The following is a 15,693-nucleotide window of genomic DNA, read 5'->3' as shown; positions in this document are numbered from 1 at the left end:
GGCAAATACACTGTATCAAGCCGGGCGTTGTAGTGTCCGGGTCATGTTGGTGTGGGAGCGGCCGGAGCCGCCGGACCGGCCGGTACCGGCCCCGCTGAGCCGCGAGCGGATCGTGCGCGCGGCGATCCGGCTCGCCGACGCGGACGGGCTCGACGCGGTGTCGTTGCGCAAGGTCGCCGGGGCGCTGGACGTCGGCCCGATGCGGTTGTACGGCTACATCGCCACCAAGGAGGAGCTGCTCGACCTGATGGTCGACGCGGTCTACGCGGAGATCCGGCCCACCGGCGACGGTTGGCGCGAGGTGCTGGGCGCACTGGCCACCAGCACCCGGCGGGTCGCCCACCAGCACGAATGGCTTGCCGACCTGCTCGGCGGCCGTCCCCAGCTCGGACCCAACACGCTCGCCAGCGGGAACGCCGTGCTGGCCGCGATGGCGGGCGTCGACCTGGACACCGTCGTCCCGGCGGTCGCCGCGGTCAACGCGTACGTGTTCGGCGCGGTGCGCCGGGAGATCACCGAACGGCGTGCCGAGCGGGCCTCCGGCATGGACAAGGAGCAGTGGCAGCACACCTACGGGCCCTACCTGGAGCGGACCTTCGCCACCGGCGAGTTCCCCGCGCTGGAGTCGATGGTGCGCGACGGTCCGCACCTGGACGCCGACGAGACCTTCCGGACCGGCCTCGACTTCGTGCTCGACGGGATCGAAGCCCGCATCTCACGCTGACGGGAACACCGCGGCGAGGGTGTCGGCCGCGACGGCGTGCACGTCGGCCGCCGGGTCGATCGCGCGGCGCAGGGCGAGGCTGCCGCCGAGGGCACCGATCAGCACCACCACCCGCGGCAACGGCATGCTGGGCCGGACCCCGAGGCGGGCGCAGGTCCGGTCGAGCAGCTCGACGATCCGCGCCTCGCGCTGCCGCTGGGTGGCGACCACGGTCGCGGCGAGGTCCGGCTGCCCGGCCAGCCAGGCCGAGAACTCGTAGGTGGCCACGCTCCACCGGGGCACGTCCTCACCGAACGCGGGACCGCCCGGCACCAGCGCCGCCACCAGTTCGTCGCGATCGGACACCAGGTCGAGGCGGGTGCCGAGGTCGAGCAGGTGGTCCTCGGCCCTGGCCTCGGTGATCGCCAGCCACAGGCCTTCCTTGCCGTCGAAGTGCTTGTACAGCGCACCCCGCGTGTAACCGGCTTCGACCACGATCTCCTCGACGGTCGCGGCGAGGAAACCACGCCGCGCGAACACCGCGCCCCCGGCCTCGAGCAGCCGTTCGTGGGTGCGCTGCTGTTGCTGCGCCCGCGTCAACCTGGTCACCCGGTCAGCCAACCATGGCTAGGCTCGGTTCCATGTCCAGGGTGGCGCTGCGGAACGTACGGGTGTTCGACGGCCGGGAGCTGACCGAACCGCGCACGGTGGTGATCGACGGCCCGGTGCTGGGCTCCGAAGAGAGCGGGGCCGAGGTGGTCGACGGGGCCGGGGGTGTGCTGCTCCCCGGGTTCATCGACGCGCACCTGCACCCCCGCGACCGCGACGCGCTCGACCGGCTGCTCGCCCACGGCGTGACCACCGGGCTGGCGATGGCCACCTGGCCCGCGGAACTGCTGGCCGAGCTGCGCGCCGCGGGCGGCACCGAGATCCGCAGCGCGGGCACGCCGGCCATCGGTGCGGGCGGACCGCACGCGAAGGTGCCCGGCATGGCCGAATCGGCGGTGGTGCGCGATCCCGCGCAGGCACCGGGGTTCGTGGCCGATCGCCTCGCCGAAGGGGCCGACTACCTCAAGCTCGTGCTCGAAGGCCCCGGCGAGGGCGGGCCCAGCGAGGCCGTGGCACGGGCCCTGACCGACGAAGCCCACGCGCGCGGGCTGTCGGTGGTCGCCCACGCGACTGTTCCCGAGGCCTACACCCTCGGCCTGGACATCGGCGCGGACGTGCTGACCCACGTCCCGCTCGGCCGCCCGGTAACCGATGCCGACGTCGCGCGCATGGCCGCCGACGGGCGCGTCGTGGTGCCGACGCTGGTGATGATGGAGGGCGTCGCCGAGACCATGGGGGTGCCCGACGCGTACCGGGCGGCGGAGAGCAGCGTCGGCGCGATGCACGCCGCCGGCGTGCCGGTGCTGGCCGGCAGCGACGCCAACGACCAGCCCGGCATCCCGTTCCAGCCCGCGTTCGGCGAGAGCCTGCACCGGGAACTCGAACTGCTCGTGGCCGCGGGACTGACCACTGTGGACGCGGTGCGCGCGGCCACCTGCCTGCCCGCCGAGCACTTCGGGCTGACCGACCGGGGCGTGGTCGAGCCGGGCAAGCGCGCCGATCTGGTGCTGCTGGACGGCGACCCGCTGGCCGACATCCGCGCCACCCGGGCCATCCGCCGTAGCTGGCTCGGCGGCGTCGAGCAGTAGGGCCAGCCCCACCAAGAGTCGGGGTAGTGCTGTCCTGGGCGCGCCCCCGGAAGATCCATAACCTCGTGAGCATCGAGCTTCCGAGGAGGAATTCCCTTGCGTGCAAGCACTTTCGCGGTGGTGTTCGGACTGGCCGCCGTGGTGGCGGGTGCGGTACCGGCCGCCGCCGCGCCGTCGCCGCCGCTCCAGCAGGAGTTGGACCGGCTGGTCCGGGTCGAGGGCGTACCGGGGGCGCAGGCCGTGCTCAGCGAACGCGGCCGCAGCCGGGAGGTCACCAGCGGCGCGGGTGACCTGCGCACCGGGCAGCCGTTCCCGCACCGGGCCCGGATCAGGATCGGCAGCAACACCAAGACCTTCGTCGCCACCGTCGTGCTCCAGCTGGTGGCGGAACGCCGGGTCGAGCTCGACCGCCCGGTGGAGCAGTACCTGCCGGGCGCGGTCCGCGGCGACCGGCGGATCACCGTGCGGCACCTGCTCCAGCACACCAGCGGGCTGGCCGACTACCTGGAGAAGCTCGACCCGGTCGAGACCCGCTGGCGGTACCGCACCGCGGACGAGCTGGCGCGGCTGGCCATGACCCTGCCGCCCCACTTCGACCCCGGCGCGAAGTGGGAGTACTCCAACACGAACTACGTCCTGGCCGGGCTGCTCGTCGAACGGGTCACCGGGCGGCCGCTGGCCACGGAGCTGAACCGCCGCGTCATCCTCCCGCTCGGCCTGCACTCGACCTACTACCCGATGCCCGGCGACACCGGGATCCACGGCCCGCACCCCCGCGGCTACCACGAGGTCGGCGGGGAGCGGGTCGACTACACGCGGCAGGACCCGTCGTGGGGCGGGGCGGCCGGCGCCATGGTCTCCACCGGCCAGGACCTGAACCGGTTCTTCACCGCGCTGCTGTCCGGGGAGCTGCTGCCCCCGGCGCAGCTGGCCGAGATGAAGCGGACCGTGCCCGCCGACATCTTCCCCGGCGCCGGGTACGGCCTCGGCCTGATCCGCGTCCCGGTGTCCTGCGGCGTGGAGTTCTGGGGCCACGGCGGCAGCATTCCCGGCTTCCGCACCCGCGGCGGGGCCACCACCGACGGCCGCGCGGTGAACGTCGCGGTCAACCAGGTCACCGACACCGAATCCGGCTCCGCCGCCGTGCTGCGGGCCGTCGACGCCGCCGTCTGCGCGGCCTGAACAGTCCACTTCGGACAGCAAAGGAAACGACATGAAGAAGCTCGGCGCACTGGTGGCCGCGGTGGCCGTCAGCGGGGCCACCCTGCTGGCGGGCACCGCGGTGGCGGACAACGGCCTGGCCCGGTTCCACCACCAGAAGCTCGACTGGAAGTCCTGCGACCACAAGGCACTCGACGAGGCGGGCGCGCAGTGCGCCGAGGTCAAGGTGCCGCTGAACTACGCCGATCCGCGTGGCCGCACCATTTCCGTGGCGATCTCGCGGATCAAGGCCACCGATCCCGGGCAGCGGCGCGGGGTGATGCTGTCCAATCCCGGCGGCCCGGGTGGTCCCGGGCTGGACATGATGGTCGGCGTCAAGCAGGCGATGACGCCGGCGGTGACCGCGAAGTACGACCTGATCGGCATGGACCCGCGGGGGATCGGCCGGTCGAACCCGGTCGACTGCGGCTGGCCGGTGGGCCTGATGCTGCGCTCGTCGGGCGCGGACCGCGCGAGCTTCGACCGGACCGTGCGGTTGCAGGCGGACCTGGCGCGGCAGTGCGCGGAGACCGAGGGCGACGTGCTGCGCCACATCTCCACCCGCAACACCGCCCGCGACATGGACGTGATCCGCGGTGCGCTGGGTGAGCGGAAGATCAACTACTTCGGCTGGTCGTACGGGACCTACCTGGGTTCGGTGTACACGCAGATGTTCCCGCGCCACAGCGACCGCTTCGTGCTGGACAGCGCGGTCGACTCGAAGCGCTACGGCACCAGGATGTTCCAGGACATGGGCGAGCCGAACGAGGCGGCGCTGGACGAATGGGCGGAGTGGACCGCCGAACGCGACGCCGAGTACCACCTCGGGACCACCGGCAAGGAGGTCAGGGCGGTGGTGGAGGACCTGGTGCGGCGGTCGGCGGAGCGGCCGATCCGGATCGGGCAGTACGAGCTCGACCAGCACGCGCTGCCGATCGTGGTGTTCATCTCGCTGGCCGATCCGCGGGCGAACCCGGCGCTGGCCGCCGACGTGCGGCAGCTCGTCGACGCCGCCGACGGCAAGCAGGTGGAGCCGAACCCCGCGCTGACGAGCACGCTGGAGGTCATCTACCGGCCGACCCCGGAGACGCAGATGTCCGGGCAGTCCGCGGTGCTGTGCGGGGACAAGGTCGAGCAGCGCGACCCCGAGTACTACTGGCGGAACATCCAGCGCTCGCGGGCCGAGCAGCCGGTCTTCGGTGCCTTCGCCAACGGCATCACCGCCTGCGCGTTCTGGGCGCCGCCCGCGGAAAAGCCGACCGTGGTGCGGAATTCGGCGTCCGCGTTGATCGTGCAGGCCACCGGGGACACCCGCACGTCGTACGACAGCGGCGTCGACCTGCACCACGCGATGAGCGGCTCGAAGCTGGTCACCCTGCAGGACGTCCGGGTGCACGCGGTGTTCGGCCACTTCCCGAACACCTGCGCGGAGAACGCGGTCAACACCTACTTCGCCGACGGCAAGCTGCCCGCCGAGGACCTCACCTGCCGAGCCGACTGAACGCGGAACGAAACCGGCCGCGATCGTTGGTGGACTGGGGTCATGACGACTTCCGCCACCCTCCACGGTTACTTCGGCTACCGCGACGCCCAGGGCGCGCTGGACTGGTTCCAGCGCGCCTTCGGGTTCGAGCAGACCATGTGCTTTTCCGACGGCCACGGCGGCATCGGGCACGCCGAACTCCGGTACGGGCCCGGGGTCAGCTTCACCCTGTTCACCGACGAAGCCGGGTACGACCGGGCGGCGTTGAAGGGCGAGACGGTCGGGCACGGCCTGTGGATCCGGCTCGGTTCCGAGGAGGAGGTGGATGCCTTGTACGCCAAGGCGAGCGCCGCCGGGGCGAAGGTGATCTGGCCGCCGGCGGCCACCGAGTGGGGCACCTACCGGTTCCGCGTGCACGACCCCGAGGGCTACGAGTGGACCTTCAGCACCTACGACGCGGGCTGAGGACGCGGCCCGAGGAAGAGGCCGCCGCTGGCGTCGAGCCAGTTGCCGGTGATCCACCCGGCGTCCGGTGAAGCGAGGAACGCGACCGCGGCGGCGATGTCCGACGGCCGGCCGATGCGGCCGAGCGCGGCCATCGCCGCCATCGCGTTCCCGCGTTCCGGTTCGTGGTCGAGCCAGCTGTTCATGTCGGTCTCGGTGACCCCCGGCGCGACGGTGTTCACCGTGATCCCGCGGTCGCCGAGCTGGTTGGCCAGGTTCCGGCCGAGCACGTCCAGCGCGCCCTTGGTCATCGCGTACGCGGTTTCCGGCAACGCGATCCGGGTGACGCCGGAGGACACGTTGATCACCCGGCCGTGGTCCGCGAGCAGCGGGACCGCCCGCTGGACGATGAAGTACGGGGCCCGCACGTTCACCGCGAACAGCCGGTCGAACTCGGCGGGCGTCACCTCGTCCAGCTTCCCGGAGACGATGGCCGCGTTGTTGACCAGGATGTCGAGCTTCCGCCCGGCCAGGCCGCGTTCGAGACCGGCGAACAGCGTGTCGACATCACCGTCCACCCCGAGTTCCGCGCGGACGGCGAAGGCCTGGCCGCCCGCCCGCTCGATGCTCGCGACCGCCTCCTCGGCCGCCGCGTCGTTGCTCCCGTAGTGCACCGCGACGAGCGCGCCCGCTCCCGCGAGCCGTTCCGCCACCGCGCGGCCGATACCCCGCGACGCCCCGGTCACCACTGCGGTCTTTCCCGTGAGTTCCATGGTTCCCATGCTGCGGCGGCGCCGGAAAGGTGTCCAAGACCTGGTGTGATAGCCAGGGGTTATCCGACTTGGCCGAGGAAGTACAGGGCCGTCACGGTGCCCACGCCGAGCGCGCTCCACCGCGCCACCACCGCGGGAGCGGGCCACGTGCACTCGCGCAGGACGCGCACGCCCAGCGGTACCAGCGCGACGCACAAGCCCACCGCCGCGACCACCGACAGCCACTCGGTGCCCTTCAGCACGCCGACCGGCATCGCGGTCATCGCCCCGAGCGCGACCGCGCCGACCCGGCCGAGCGCACGCGACCGCCACGCCCCGATCGCCAGCACCACCCAGCCGAAGATCATCGGCACGGTGCACACCCGCAGCACGTGGTAGGCACCGTAGGACTCGGCGACCACCCGGGTCGCGGTGTCCAGGCCGAGCACGCGCACCAACTGGAAGGCGAGGTGGTCGATCCCGGCGTGGAAGGCGCGGGCGAACAGGCCGAACAGGACCAGGACTGCGCCCCAAGAACCCCACGGTCCGAAACCACCCCCGATCCGGCGGGCCAGCAGCAGGATCCCCGGCCACAGCACCACGATCCCGAGCAGGAAGCAGCTGTACGCGGCGAACACCCGGTCCGGTTCGTGCGCGAAGGCGGCGAGCTGGGCGGGGAAGAACAGGTCGTGCGGCAGGCGCAGCAGCACGCCGGCGAGCAGCAGCGGCGGCGCCAGCAGCAGGGAAACGGCTCCGGGCAACAGGGTTCTCATGCCGGTCGACCCTCCGGCATTCCACTTCCGTCCACATCGGACGGAGGTAGCTCAGACCTGGGTCGGAGTCCAGGTGCCCGGCATGCCGAAGCCGGTGGGGTCCTCCCCGGCCATCGTGTGCGCGCCCGCCTTCAGCCGATCGATCAGGCCGCGCGTCCAGTCGGCACCGCTGCTGGTGTTGTGCACCCAGAGGTCGAACAGCTCCTGCACGTGCCCGGGATCGGCCCACGAACTGGTCTGCTCGATGATGTCCGCGCGGCCGCTTTCCAAGGCGTGCAGCCGTTTTTCCAGCAGCTCGATGGCCTCGTCCCTGGGCAGCGCGGGCAGCAGCGCCAGTCCGGCGGTCAGCATGTCCTGGCGGAGTTCGGGCTGGCGCAGGGCTTCGCGGAGCAGGCGGAAGAACTCCTCGTCACCGGCTTCGGTGATCTCGTAGTCCACGCGGTCGCCCGACTCGGGCACGTCGATCGCGCGCAGCAGTCCGTCCTTCGCCAGCTGGCGCAGCGCGTGGTAGAGCGAGCCCCATTTGACGTTGGCCCACTCGTCGGCGCCCCAGGTCAGCAGTTCGGTGCGGACCAGGTAACCGTGGGCCCGGCCGAACCCGCGGACCGCACCGAGCACCAGCAGCCGCGTCGCCGACATGCACCCTCCCGCTTGATGGACGACCTCAGCGTAGAGGCCCCGTACCCCGTGCCGGTGACTGTGCTCCAGCGCATGGTCACCACCCCCGGACGAGGCGTATAGTTGAATTTTCAACCAGTACTGTCCGGGAGACCGCCATGACCGCCGCACCCGTGCTCTACCTCAGCCACGGCGCGCCGCCGCTCGCCGACAACGTGACGTGGACCCGGCAGCTCGCCGACTGGTCGGCCGGGCTGACGCGGCCGACGGCGATCCTGATCGTGTCGGCGCACTGGGAGGAGGCGCCGCTGACCATCGGCGCGACCACCACGGTGCCGCTGATCTACGACTTCTGGGGCTTCCCCGAGCGCTACTACCAAGTCCAGTACCGCGCTCCCGGGGCACCGGCGCTGGCCGAGAAGGTGCGGAAGCTGCTGCGCTCGGCGGAAACCCCGGTGCACGAGGACCCGGAACGCGGGCTGGACCACGGCGCGTACGTGCCGCTGGTGGAGATGTTCCCCGACGCCGACGTGCCGGTGCTGCAGATCTCCATGCCCTCGCTCGACCCGGCGCAGCTGTTCGACCTGGGCCGCAAGCTGGCGCCGCTTCGGGACGAGGGTGTGCTGATCATCGGCAGCGGCTTCTTCACGCACAACCTGAGCGGGATCGACATGCACCGCGACGCCGACCACGAACCGCCCGCGTGGTCCGCCGAATTCGACGACTGGGGCGCGCAGGTGCTGGCGAAGAACGACGTGGACGCGATCCTCGACTTCACGCACAAGGCACCGGCCCCCGGCCTGGCGCACCCGCGGATCGAGCACTTCGCACCGCTGTTCGTCTCGCTCGGCGCGGGCGGCGAAGCGGGTGGCGCGCCCAAGACGGTGATCGACGGGTTCTGGTACGGGCTGGCGAAGCGGTCCGTGCAACTGGGCTGACACACCAAAAAACCGGGCCCCGGAGCTGGCTGCTCCGGGGCCCGGTTTCGTTCAGTTGCGCGTCAGCTCACTTGCCGCCGGTCAGCACCGACAGGATGCGCTGGAACACGTTCAGCGGGCCGTCGACCTGCGCCATCGCGGGCACGTCGGCGGTCGGCACGTCCTGGCGCTCGGTGGCCATCGGGATGACGGTGGCCGGGTCGACCGGCAGGCCGCCGTTCAGCAGCGCGTCGGTCGGCAGCACGCCGCCGGTCACGTCACCGGTGGGCAGGCCGCCACCCAGGACCGCGTCGGTGGGCAGGCCACCGCCGAGGATCGCGTCGGTCGGCAGGCCGCCACCCAGCAGCGCGTCGGTCGGCAGGCCGCCACCGAACACGTTGACCGAGTCCAGGCTCACGCCCGACAGCTCGATCGGCAGGGTGCCGGTCGAGGGCAGGTCGGTCACGGTGCCCAGCTCCGGCACGCCCGGCACGGACGGCATCGGGGCGTCGTTGCGCTGCGCCGCCGCACCCGGCAGGGACGGCAGACCCGGCAGGGACGGGACCGAGGGCAGGCCCGGGGTGGGCAGCCCGTTGGTGGGCAGGCCCATGCCGCCGTCGCGGCCCAGTCCGGTCGGAACCCCCGGCACGCCCGGCAGCGACGGCCAGTTCAGCGAGGGCACCGCGTCGAGCGGCAGCTCCGAACCGTCGATGCCCAGGTCGATCTGCGGCTCGCGGTTGTCGACCATGATGTCGGTGGCGTTGGTGGCCTCGGCGTTCGCCACCCCCAGCAGGGCCAGCGGGACGTCGAAGACCTGCGCCACGACGCCGACGGGGATCTGCCCGTCGAAGCCGGACACGCTGTCCATGGTGCCCGCGGTGGTGGTGTCGCCACCGGCCTTGCCGCTGGTCACGTTGTCGGCGGTGGCGTCGGCCACCCCGGCGGCGGCGACCGCGTTGCCGAAGACCTGCGCGACCGCGGCGGCCGGCACGTCCAGGATGTTGCCCGAGAAGGCACCGTCGACGCCCGAGGTGGTGATGTCCCCACCGGAGGTGGCGTCGGTGGTGTTCGAGGCCGAGCCGGTGGCCTTGGCGGCCGCGGCCACCGCGTCGCCGAAGACCTGCGCGATGGGCAGGCCCTGCGCGCTGATCACGTTGCCGCCCAGGCCGCTGCCGTCACCGTTGGTCTCGGAGTCGCCACCGGCCTGCGCGACCACGTCGTTCTCGGCGGTGTCGCCACCGACGAGCGCGGCCAGCCCGGCCGAGGAGCCGAACACGTTGGCGGCACCGGCGAACGGCGCCTGGATGATGTTGCCCGCCACGGCCGCGTCCTGGCCGTCGGTGGTGGCGTCGCCGCCGGCCACCGCGTCGGTCAGGTTCTCGCTGGTGCCGAAGCCGGTCCCGATGAAGGACCCGCCGATGCCGTGGACCTGCACCGGGAGCGCCACCGGCACGAAGCCGATGTTGCCCGCGGCGCCGGCCTCGCTGCCGGTCGCCTTGACGTCGTCGCCGGCGGTCACCTGGGTGTCGGTGGTGGCCTCACCGGTGCCGCGGCCGATGTGCGAGCCGCCGATGCCGAAGACCTGCGCCGGCACGGCCAGCGGGGTGGCGACGAGGTTCGAGCTGCCGAACCCGTTGTCGTCGTCGGTGTTGCCACCGCCACCGGCGGTGATCTCCTTGGTCTCGGACGCGGTGCCCTCGCCCTGCCCGATGTACGAGCCGCCGACGCCGAAGATCTCGGCGGGCACGGCCAGCGGGACCTGGACGATGTTGCCCGAGCCGGAGCTGTCGTTGCCGGTGCTGCCGTTGTACCCACCGGCCTGCACGGTCTTGGTCTCGGTCGAGGTGCCCGAGGCGTTCCCGATGTGCGAGCCACCGATGCCGAACACCTCACCGGTCAGCGCGGGCTGCCCGGTCACCGTGTTGGCGGCGAGGAAGGAGCCGTCACCGGTGGTGTAGGTGCCCTCACCGGCCTTGGCGTCGGTCTCGTTGTCGTGCGCGGCGTGCGCGTTGCCGATGTAGGTGCCGCCGATGCCGAAGGCCTCGACCGGGACCGCGACCGGCAGGTCGACGATGTTGCCCGAGCCCGCGCCGTCCTGGCCCGTGGTGCTGGAGAAGCCACCGGCCTCGACCTCGCTGGACGAGGAGCCGGCGCCGGCGTAGTCGTCGTCCTGGGCGTTGCCGGTGGTGGCGTTGCCGATCCAGGACGCCGCGACACCCGCGACGTTGGCGACGAGCGCGCCCTGCGGCTGGACCACGGTCCCGGCCAGGAACGCCTTGTCGCCTTCGGTGGTGATGTAGGCGGGGATGTCGTTGAGGCCGGGGGTGGTGTCACCCGCGGTGGCGTCGGCCTCGGAGTGCGACACCGTGTCGGCGTCGGAGCCCCATGCCCCCGCCGCCACGCCGTTGACCTTGACCGGGAGCGCGATCGGCACACCGACCACGTTGCCGGTGGCCGCGCCGCCGTCACCGTTGGTCTGGATCCAGCCGCCGGACTCGGCCTCGGTCTCGGCGTCGAACTCGCTGTAGGCGTTGCCGAGGATCCACGAGGCCGCGTTGCCGGTGACCTGCACCGGGGTGGCGAACTGCGGGGCCACCACGTTGCCGGAGGCGCCGGAGCCGGTGCCGTCCGTGCTGATGTCGCCGGTCTCGGTCACCTCCTGCTCCGCGCTGCCCGAGGTGTAGCCGGACCCGCCCGCGACACCGCCGGCGTTGCCCGCGATCTGGATGGGCAGCGCCCAGTCCAGCGCGACCACGTTGCCCGCCAGGCCGGAGTACTTGCCGTCGGTGGTGGTGTTCTCGTCGTTGGAGTACGACTGGGTGCCGCAGTCCGCGTCTTCGATGACCGCGTCCCCGATGACGCCGATCGCGTTGCCGCAGATCTGGATCGGCGCGGTGACGTCGAGGTCGACCTTGTTGCCCTTGAGCACGTCATCGGTCTGGTCGATGTCGAGCCCGGAAACGTCCTGCGTGGTGCGCGAGGCACCGGCCTTGTTGGTGGCCGAGGAAAGCGCGCTGGTGGCCTTGTCCGTCACGCCCGCGAGCGGGGCGGTCGCCTTCGAGGCGGGAGCGGCGGCCTTCTGCAGCGGGTCGGTCACGCCCTTGAGCGGCTTGGTGACCGGTTTGGTGCTGATCTCACCCTTGTATCCGGGGAGGTTGGCCTGCCCGACGGGGGTGCCGAGCGCGTTCTTCTCGATCTGAACCGGGATGGTCAGGTTCGCGTCGAGCGGGCCGGCGGGGCTGTCGGGGTTGACACTCTCGTCGGCAGAAGCGATGCCGGTACCCAGCATCAGCAAACCACCCGTGACCAGCGCGGTCTTGATGCCGCGCTTCGCCCAGGTCTGCATTGAGGGGTTCTCCTTTTCCTTGGGTTCCCTTGCGGGTTCGTGGCTCCCTGGCAACCTGCGTTCTGCAGCTTGCGTGCGGGAGGAGGGCTGCGGTCGGAAGCGACCGCGGGAAACCGCGGGGTGAACTCAGGAGAGAACGCGCACTACCGGCACGGGAAAGGTGACCGGCGGGGGACGCGAACCGTCCTCACCCCGCGCGGGAATCAGTCAGGCGTGACGCCGGGCTGCGCGCCCGGTTCCACCATGAGGTGACGGACACCGGACCGGACGGAGCCGATCGGAGCGGTGTCGAAAGCGGCGGCCGAACCGGCGGGAACGCCGATCAGCAGCCCGTCGAAGTGCCCGCCGGCGGAGTTGCCGCCACCGGGAACGGTGGGCACGGTGAGCGGCGCCAGCGGCGCGCGCAACGGGGAGAAGGGGGAAGGCAGGTCGCGGTCTTCCGCGCCGCCTTCGTCGGTGGCACCGGCGACGCCCGAAGCGTCGAAACCGGCGACCCAGGAGCCGTCCTGCTGCGGTCCGGCCGGAACGGCGACGGTGTAGACGTCGGTGGCCGCGTCGGGGACCACCGCCACCGGCTGCTCCGGGACCACCGGGTCGGCACCGCCGAGCGGCAGCCGGGGCAGTTCGGCCAGCGCGTCCGCGCCCTTCGGCTGGAGGAAGTCCCAGAACTTCTTGCCGAAGTCCTGCACGCCCTGGTTGGCCGGGGTGAGCGTCTGCTCGATCACCTTCGGCGCGTCCTCGGGCTGGCGCGCGATGCGCTCGAAGGCGCCGAGGGTGCGCTCGACCGGGCGGACCACGGCCTCGCTGGTGAACTCCTCGACCGCGGTGGTGACGTCTTCGCGCACCGCGCGGGAGGACCCGGTCGACGGGACCTCGGTGGCGAGGGCGGCGGCACCGGCCGTGTCGCCGGTCAGTTCGGAGACACCGCCGGTGAGGTCATCCAGGCCCTGGACGGTGGCGTCGGTGACCGGGGTGAGATCGGCGGTGTCGGTCTCGGGGGCGACCGGGGCGTCGGCGGCGGAGGCGCCGGTGGCGAAGGCCCAGGCGGCCGCGGTGCCGGCGAGCACACCACCGGCGACCAGGAGGGCGCGCGAAGTCCAGCGACCGGCGCGCTTCGCGCCTCGCTGGTTCGCCGCCACTTCCGCCACCTGCGTGCACTCCTCGGTCTGGGGTGTTCCGGGCGCCAGGCATCCGAACTCGGATACTCAGGGTGTGAGGTGATCACGTTCCGTTGGCGCGACACCGAGACTGGACCAAGGGACCCCGCGAACGCGACTTCGAACCGCCTTGATGGCCCGATCGTGTGAAAAGCACACGGTGTCGCCGGCTCTCACCGAGGGTGATCGAGCGCGGCGTTTCCGGCCGTCTGCCTGCTGGCCTGCCCGCCCGCCGACTAAGTTGTCGGATGTGCCGGAGCAGGAGAAGAAGCCCGCCGTTTCCGCCCCCGACTACCCCGGACTGCCGGTCGAGCTCGACGTGACCACCGTCGTTCCCCGCGGTCTGCGGATCGGCGCCGCGCTCGCCTGGCGGTTCCTCGTGGTGATCGCCGCGTTGTACGTGATCGTCTGGCTGGTCGGCTACCTGTCGGTGGTGGTCATCCCGCTGTCCATCGCGCTGCTGCTGGCCGCGCTGATGGCGCCGGGCGTCGGCTGGCTGGTCAAGGCCGGGCTGCCGAGGGGACTGGCCGCGGGCATCGTGCTGATCGGCGGGCTCGGCCTGCTCGGCGGATTGCTCACCTTCGTCGTCGCGCAGTTCACCAGCGGCCTGCCCGCACTGCAGCAGCAGCTCACCGACAGCCTCGACCAGATCGAGGACTGGCTGGTCAACGGTCCGCTGCACCTGCGGCAGACGCAGATCCAGGACTTCATCAACCAGGCCATCGACTTCCTCAAGAAGAACCAGGCCACCATCACCGACAGCGCGCTGACCACCGCGGGCACCGTCGGCGAGGTGCTCACCGGGTTCGTGCTGACGCTGTTCATCCTGATCTTCTTCCTGGCCGGCGGCGAGCAGATCTGGACCTTCCTCACCCGCGGCGTGCCGCGCCAGGTGCGCAACCGGGTGGACGTGGCCGGTCGCCGCGGCTTCGCCTCGCTGGTCAGCTACGTGCGCGCGACCGCGGCGGTGGCCGTGGTGGACGCGGTCGGCATCGGCATCGGGCTGTGGATCCTCGGGGTACCGCTGGTGATCCCGCTGGCCACGCTGGTCTTCCTCGGTGCCTTCGTGCCGATCATCGGCGCCGTGCTGACCGGCGCGGTGGCGGTGCTGGTCGCGCTGGTCACCAACGGTTTTGTCACCGCGCTGATTGTGCTCGGCGTGGTCATCCTGGTGATGCAGCTGGAAAGCCACATCCTGCAGCCGCTGCTGCTGGGCCGGGCGGTGAAGCTGCACCCGCTGGCCGTGGTGCTGGCGATCACCGCGGGCCTGGTCGCCGCCGGGATCGCCGGGGCGCTGCTCGCCGTGCCGCTGCTGGCGGTGCTCAACTCCGGCATCAAGTCGCTGCTGCACGAACGCGATCCCGATCCGGCCGACGTGGACGTGCTGCAGGACCAGAGCGCCGAGCCGAACACGAAGGCCACCGACGACAGCGACGACCCGGACCAGTGACCGCGCGGTTCGGCCCCACCCCGCGTGACCTCGCCTCACCGCTGTGGTGGGGCGCGATCGGGCTGCGGGTGCTGACCTGGTTGTTCGCCGCCGGGATCGGCGTGGTGCACCAGGACGAGTACCGCCGCGCCTGGCTCGCCTGGCTGGTGCTCGGCGTGATGGCCGCCTGGACCGTGCTGACCAGCCTGGTTTACGCCCGTGAGGCGCTGCGGTGGCGGTGGCGCTGGCTGGTGGTCGCCGACGTGGGGTTCACCGCGTTCCTGGTGCTGACCTCGCCGTGGATCCTGTCCGACGCGCAAGCCGCCGCGGCGGCTCCGCTGATCACCACCGTCTGGGCGGCCGTGCCCCCGCTGGTCGCCGGTGCCCGGTTCGGCGCGGTCGGCGGGCTGGCCGGTGGGCTGGTGATCGCGTTGTGCACCGGGCTCGCGCGCGGGGAGTTCACCGTCGACGTGGCCCGGGACGGGGTGTTGCTGGTGGCCAGCGGCCTGCTGATCGGGATGACCGCGAGCACCGCACGGCGCTCCGGTTCGGCGCTGGCCCAGGCGTTGCGCACGGAGGCGGCCACCGCGGAACGCGAACGGCTGGCGCGGTCGATCCACGACAGCGTGCTCCAGGTGCTCGCGCGCGTCCGCAAGCGCGGTGCCGAACTGGGCGGCGAGGCGGCGGAACTCGCGGAACTGGCCGGTGAGCAGGAGATCGCGCTGCGCGCGCTGGTCACCACCGAGCCGACGCGGCCCACGGACGAGACGGCCGACCTGCGCGCGGCGTTGCAGTTGCTCGGCACGTCGACCGTGCACATCTCCGGCCCGGCCGGTCCGGTTTCGCTGCCCGCCCACGTCACCACCGAACTGGCCGACGCCGTGCGCGAGGCACTGGCCAACGTCGCGAAGCACGCCGAGGGCGCCCAGGCGTGGGTGCTCCTGGAGGACCTCGGGGACGAGGTGATCGTATCGGTGCGCGACGACGGTCCCGGCATTCCCGACGGACGGCTGGACCGGGCCCGCGCCGAAGGCCGGCTGGGCGTGGCCAAGTCCATCCAGGACCGGGTCACCGGATTGGGTGGCACGATCAGCCTGGACACCGCGCCCGGAGCGGGCACGGAGTGGGAGATCCGCGTGCCGAAGGGAGCCTCGGGGTGAGCGCGATTTCGGTG

14 protein-coding genes are annotated in these 15,693 nt (G+C 72.0%); 8 read left to right on the top strand and 6 right to left on the bottom strand.

Translation table 11 applies throughout. The features are described 5' to 3' along the window. The first annotated feature begins 43 nt into the window (after positions 1 to 43). Positions 44 to 724: a TetR/AcrR family transcriptional regulator gene (locus JYK18_RS12195; RefSeq protein ID WP_206802191.1), complete on the top strand. Its 681-nt coding sequence runs from the start codon at positions 44 to 46 to the stop codon at positions 722 to 724. On the opposite strand, the gene JYK18_RS12190 is transcribed toward JYK18_RS12195, so the two are convergent. Continuing rightward, a complete protein-coding gene (locus JYK18_RS12190; protein ID WP_206802190.1) occupies positions 716 to 1,312 on the bottom strand; it encodes a TetR/AcrR family transcriptional regulator in 597 nt (198 codons plus the stop codon). The two genes, JYK18_RS12195 and JYK18_RS12190, sit on opposite strands and share 9 nt — an antisense overlap. A gap of 32 nt (positions 1,313 to 1,344) precedes the next feature. Between JYK18_RS12190 and JYK18_RS12185 the strand changes: the two genes are divergently transcribed. From JYK18_RS12185 to JYK18_RS12170, 4 genes are all read left to right on the top strand, one after another. Continuing rightward, positions 1,345 to 2,400 carry an amidohydrolase family protein gene (locus JYK18_RS12185; RefSeq protein ID WP_242579073.1) on the top strand — a complete coding sequence of 352 codons (1,056 nt, stop codon included), beginning with the start codon at positions 1,345 to 1,347 and terminating at the stop codon, positions 2,398 to 2,400. Between the two features lie 96 nt (positions 2,401 to 2,496). Further along, complete coding sequence (locus tag JYK18_RS12180) at positions 2,497 to 3,582, top strand: serine hydrolase (protein WP_206802188.1); 1,086 nt, start codon at positions 2,497 to 2,499, stop codon at positions 3,580 to 3,582. A gap of 31 nt (positions 3,583 to 3,613) precedes the next feature. Next, a complete protein-coding gene (locus JYK18_RS12175) occupies positions 3,614 to 5,101 on the top strand; it encodes an alpha/beta fold hydrolase (protein WP_206802187.1) in 1,488 nt (495 codons plus the stop codon). Positions 5,102 to 5,143: 42 nt separating this feature from the next. Next, the gene (locus JYK18_RS12170; protein ID WP_206802186.1) at positions 5,144 to 5,548 is read left to right on the top strand and encodes a VOC family protein; all 405 of its coding nucleotides are present in this window, start codon (positions 5,144 to 5,146) and stop codon (positions 5,546 to 5,548) included. Here the strand turns inward: JYK18_RS12170 and JYK18_RS12165 are convergent. Genes JYK18_RS12165 through JYK18_RS12155 form a run of 3 tightly spaced genes read right to left on the bottom strand, consistent with a single transcriptional unit; the run spans position 5,533 to position 7,691 of the window. After that, positions 5,533 to 6,300 carry an SDR family oxidoreductase gene (locus tag JYK18_RS12165; protein ID WP_206802185.1) on the bottom strand — a complete coding sequence of 256 codons (768 nt, stop codon included), beginning with the start codon at positions 6,298 to 6,300 and terminating at the stop codon, positions 5,533 to 5,535. The genes JYK18_RS12170 and JYK18_RS12165 overlap by 16 nt on opposite strands. A 59-nt stretch (positions 6,301 to 6,359) precedes the next feature. Beyond that, positions 6,360 to 7,052, bottom strand: a complete 693-nt coding sequence (locus tag JYK18_RS12160) for a hypothetical protein (protein WP_206802184.1) — start codon at positions 7,050 to 7,052, stop codon at positions 6,360 to 6,362. Positions 7,053 to 7,103: 51 nt separating this feature from the next. Then, the gene (locus JYK18_RS12155; protein WP_206802183.1) at positions 7,104 to 7,691 is read right to left on the bottom strand and encodes a PadR family transcriptional regulator; all 588 of its coding nucleotides are present in this window, start codon (positions 7,689 to 7,691) and stop codon (positions 7,104 to 7,106) included. A gap of 137 nt (positions 7,692 to 7,828) precedes the next feature. Here JYK18_RS12155 and JYK18_RS12150 point away from each other — a divergent pair, with 137 nt between their 5' ends. Further along, complete coding sequence (locus JYK18_RS12150; protein ID WP_206802182.1) at positions 7,829 to 8,608, top strand: dioxygenase; 780 nt, start codon at positions 7,829 to 7,831, stop codon at positions 8,606 to 8,608. Between the two features lie 67 nt (positions 8,609 to 8,675). Here the strand turns inward: JYK18_RS12150 and JYK18_RS12145 are convergent, their stop codons facing one another. Beyond that, positions 8,676 to 11,933 (bottom strand): chaplin family protein, encoded by a 3,258-nt coding sequence (locus tag JYK18_RS12145; protein WP_206802181.1) that lies wholly within the window; start codon positions 11,931 to 11,933, stop codon positions 8,676 to 8,678. A gap of 203 nt (positions 11,934 to 12,136) precedes the next feature. Continuing rightward, positions 12,137 to 13,081: a hypothetical protein gene (locus JYK18_RS12140; protein WP_206802180.1), complete on the bottom strand. Its 945-nt coding sequence runs from the start codon at positions 13,079 to 13,081 to the stop codon at positions 12,137 to 12,139. 310 nt (positions 13,082 to 13,391) lie between these two features. On the opposite strand from JYK18_RS12140, the gene JYK18_RS12135 reads away from it, so the two are divergent. Both JYK18_RS12135 and macS read left to right on the top strand, forming a co-directional pair. Further along, positions 13,392 to 14,540, top strand: coding sequence for an AI-2E family transporter (locus tag JYK18_RS12135; RefSeq protein ID WP_206804181.1), 1,149 nt, complete (start codon positions 13,392 to 13,394; stop codon positions 14,538 to 14,540). Continuing rightward, positions 14,537 to 15,679, top strand: a complete 1,143-nt coding sequence (gene macS / locus JYK18_RS12130) for a MacS family sensor histidine kinase (protein ID WP_206802179.1) — start codon at positions 14,537 to 14,539, stop codon at positions 15,677 to 15,679. Before JYK18_RS12135 ends, macS begins: the two co-directional genes overlap by 4 nt. Positions 15,680 to 15,693 lie beyond the last annotated feature (14 nt).

The organism is Amycolatopsis sp. 195334CR (genome assembly GCF_017309385.1).
Taxonomy (GTDB): Bacteria; Actinomycetota; Actinomycetes; order Mycobacteriales; family Pseudonocardiaceae; genus Amycolatopsis.
Note: the sequence above shows the minus strand (reverse complement) of the source record. Positions and strands in the feature narration are given on the sequence as shown.